Origin of the sequence: Flavobacterium cyanobacteriorum (assembly GCF_002251835.1) — a bacterium.
Taxonomy (GTDB): Bacteria; Bacteroidota; Bacteroidia; order Flavobacteriales; family Flavobacteriaceae; genus Flavobacterium; species Flavobacterium cyanobacteriorum.
Genome location: NZ_NOXV01000100.1, coordinates 1 through 3,871 on the forward strand (window position 1 = coordinate 1; position 3,871 = coordinate 3,871).

At 27.0% G+C, this 3,871-nt stretch carries 2 protein-coding genes; both read right to left on the minus strand.

Features of this window, described 5'->3' with window-relative positions:
- Nucleotides 1–179 precede the first annotated feature (179 nt).
- Nucleotides 180–2,840 carry a carboxypeptidase-like regulatory domain-containing protein gene (locus CHU92_RS01125; protein ID WP_094411757.1) on the minus strand — a complete coding sequence of 887 codons (2,661 nt, stop codon included), beginning with the start codon at nt 2,838–2,840 and terminating at the stop codon, nt 180–182.
- Complete coding sequence (locus CHU92_RS01130; protein ID WP_094411759.1) at nt 2,833–3,588, minus strand: GLPGLI family protein; 756 nt, start codon at nt 3,586–3,588, stop codon at nt 2,833–2,835. Before CHU92_RS01130 ends, CHU92_RS01125 begins: the two co-directional genes overlap by 8 nt.
- Between the last annotated feature and the right edge of the window lie 283 nt (nt 3,589–3,871).

Below are 3,871 nucleotides of genomic sequence, written 5' to 3' on the forward strand. Positions count from 1 at the left end.
AATAAATGTTATAATTTAGAACTGTACTAAAAATGGGGAGTCTACATACCCATTTCTTCTAAAATTTGGTAAGCTGTGTTAAAGTTTGCCACATTTTTATTGTGACCTGTTTCTGAAGTTGAAGCCATAATGTTATAAATTAATTGGTTATAGATTGCAAATTTATTAAAAAGATTATTTCAAAATCTATATTCCATCTTCAAAAGCAAATATCTCGGCATCAATCTATATTCAGTTTGCGAAATGTTAATATCGGAAATACTATAATTTCTAAATGTTTCTGTGTTAAAAAGATTATTACCTGACAAGAAAAATGTTAGTTTATTTTCTTTAACCACATAACTAGCTTCTAAATCTAAGAAATAATATTTGTTGTTGTCTTTGTCTAAATTACCAAAAAAGTAACGTTCAGATTGCACTTGAATATTAAATTTATCACTAAACATAAACGACAAATCTATAAAACTCATATTGTCGGTAAAACTATTTTTAATAGTTGTTTCAACTTCGTTGTAATTCCATTTTGAACCAAAATGATAATTAAAAAATCCTCTGAAACCAGAACGCAATTCAAAACCATAATCTGCATTGAAGTTTTTAACTTCTCTTAAATTTGAATTGTTTACAATATTTTTAAAATTTGTCTTTGTAAGTCCTAAATTGATTTTTAAATTTGATTTAATCGGTTTAAAATAATAATCAAAATTTGACGAAATGGATAAAAATTCACGGTCTTTGATAATTATTTTTTCAGATTGTGAATAGTTTTGAGCAATAGTGGAATTAGTGCTAAAAAAATCATTGTTTTTGGAATACAAGATAAAAGTATTAGCAAAAAACTTGTCGCCCCAACTGCCATAAGTATAATTTAAGATTACACTTGATGCATTTAACTGATTAAATGCTTCTAAACCTTTTGAAAATGAACGAAAGCCAGTTTGCACAAAACCAGAATAGACATCTAAAACCCCAGCATTTGTAGTGTTATAAGAGTATGACGTAAGGATTTTATTCTTATCGTTAATTTTCCAATCTAAACCAATTTTAGGCATAATGAAAAACGGATTTTGATTAGATTTAACATTGAAATTTTCTAATTGATTGAATAATTGATGAGCATCTGCTTGAGTTAGTAAAGTGAAATTCTTGAGCTTAAAACGATACTTAGCGGATAAATACAAATCGTTGGTAGTATAAGTTAAATTATTTTGATAACCATTTGGAAAAGAGAGATTGTTATCGTCTTGCAACAACTCAAAACGCGTGTTTAAATCATCTATTCTTAATTGATTGCCGATTTTTAACTCCAATAAATCGCCGTTTTTCTTTTTGTCTAATAAGTGCGCTTCAATACCTGCATATTGCATTTTGTTTTCGCTAAATTGTTTGGTATTATTGGCATTTTCTGTAAACAGGTCATTAAAAATAAATTGATTGACTGCATAATTTTGCGGTGTTTTTTCGTTGATGTATCGACCTGATAACAAGAAAACTTTGTTGTCTTTAAATTTATTGGTGTAAACTACTTTTTGGTCAAAAAGTTGATTGTTTGCGTTTAATCGTTCGTTTAGTAAATCGTTGTTGAATAACAAATTACTTCTATTTTTCTCATTTGTTTTGTTAAATTTTCCTGTGTATTCAAAAGTTTTAGTTTTTGAAACATCGTAGGTTAAATCTATTTTTCCAAAACCTGTTAATTGTGTTTTTCTACCTATAAAATCTTCAGTATTTGTAAATGTTGTATTGCCAATACTAAAAGTTTGAAAACTATTTCTAAAAAAATCAACTTCGTCTGTGTTCAAAAAGCCTAATGTTTTGAGTTTAACCTTATCTGATAATGAAAAAATACTGTTTAAAGAGAGCATTTCGGCATTGTTGAGATTTACTCGCTTTTGTTTAAGGTTTGGTGTGTCAAAACCTAAACCTAACAATGTGCTGACTGATTGGTTATCACCAATACTAGCGGGTTCATCAAAACGAAATGGACGAATTAAATGATTAATATCGCCTGTCGCATCTTCGCCTATATTGTTTAGATTTGTCAAAAAATAATATTTGTTTTTCTTACCAAAGTTCATTAAATTACTTCTTAACTCATAACGATTCTCTGAAACTAAATCATAACCAGCTTTTAAATTACCAAACCAAACACGTTTGGCATCTTCTTTTAATGTTAAGTTTAAGGCCACTTTTTCACTATTCTCAATACCTTTTAAATGTTTATTGTTTGAATAATTTTGATATAGTTCTACTTTATCAATAGGGGTTACGGGCATATTTTTGGTGAGTATCTTATAGCCTTTTTCAAAAATATCGTCGCCATCAATCATTACTTTTTCAACTTCTTGGTTGCCCACTTTTATGGTGCCATCTGCATCTATATTTAATCCCGGTATTTTTTTTAATAAATCTTCAACTACTTGTTCGTTTCCTTGCTTAAAAGAATCTGCATTGAAAATGATAGTATCGTTTTTTATTAAAATAGGTTTTTTAGTTTCTATAATTATTTCGTTTAATACTGTAACTTTTGGTGATAAGACAAAATCTATTATTTTGGTTTCATTAGTTTTTTCTATTAAAATTTGGACTATTTTTTGCTCAAAACCTAACGAGGAAGCAATCAAAATAAATTGACCCGTTTTTTCTGTTTTTAGTTCATATTTACCCGATTCATCTGTGAAAGTATAAGCAATAATATTGCCAGTGTTATCTTTGAGTATAACGCTAGCAGAGATTATCGATTCATTATTATTGTCTTTTACTTCTCCTTTAATTATACTTTGAGAAAATAGATTAGTAGAAGAGAAAATATATAATAACAAAAAAAATGATCTAATCATAATTTTTTTCAATACTTGTGGGGTCGACTTTATTTACTTTAATAGATGCTCCTCGGGGTAATTTGGTTTTTAACTTATCAATAAAATCATCTGTTATTTTTTCTTGAAATGCAACATACTCTTTAAATGTAATTTGTTTGCCTAAATATGGTATAGAAATACTGTTTTTATTAGAATATTCAAGTTTAACTAATTGAAATTGAATAGTTTTGTCATCACTTTCAATTTTAATAATCAAACCAGGAAGTCCAAAAAATTTCCATGGACCAAATTGAGTAGTAATTTCAGTAGTATACCAAAAGTTATAATTTCTTCCTCTAAATTCTAATTCAGCTTTATTACATAAATAGTTACCTATTTTTATTGTATCTGATTCTAATTTCCAATTATAATTAGGCATATTTTCATTTACAATAACTGGCACAAAATTATTTTCTGTATATATATGGTCTCTAAAAATGATATTTTTATTTGTCAAAAAATATTGTTTACCAATACTATCGTTTGGCTCTTTCTTAAAGTGAATATCTTCAAATTCATCTGCATATAAAGTGTCTTTAGATGATTTTAATTTTAAAAATTCAGAATAAGCTTTTGTATTTTCTATATACAACTTAACAATCTCGATTTTATTTTCATTTTTATTAATGAAATCATATGTAGCAATAATCTGTTTATTACTTTGACTATAAGAAAATTTTGAAAGTGCTATGAAAACACATATAATAATTATTATTTTATTATTCATATTTATTATTTTTAAAATAAAGAGGCTTCTTCGTAAGAAGCCTCTGAAAAATTTTACATCGTAGCTAAAAGGACTTTAACTGCCGCCTTTAATGTTTGACAACCAGCCCAAGTGACATCATAGATAGTTACTACAACATCAACTTGATTACCCTCAAAATTACCTTTGATTGTTATTTTACAATCATATACATCCTCATTATTACTTTTTGATATTACAATAGAATGATTTTCTACTTTGAAGTGGTTTAAACTTATTTGTTAAATAAAAAAGGGTTGACGAA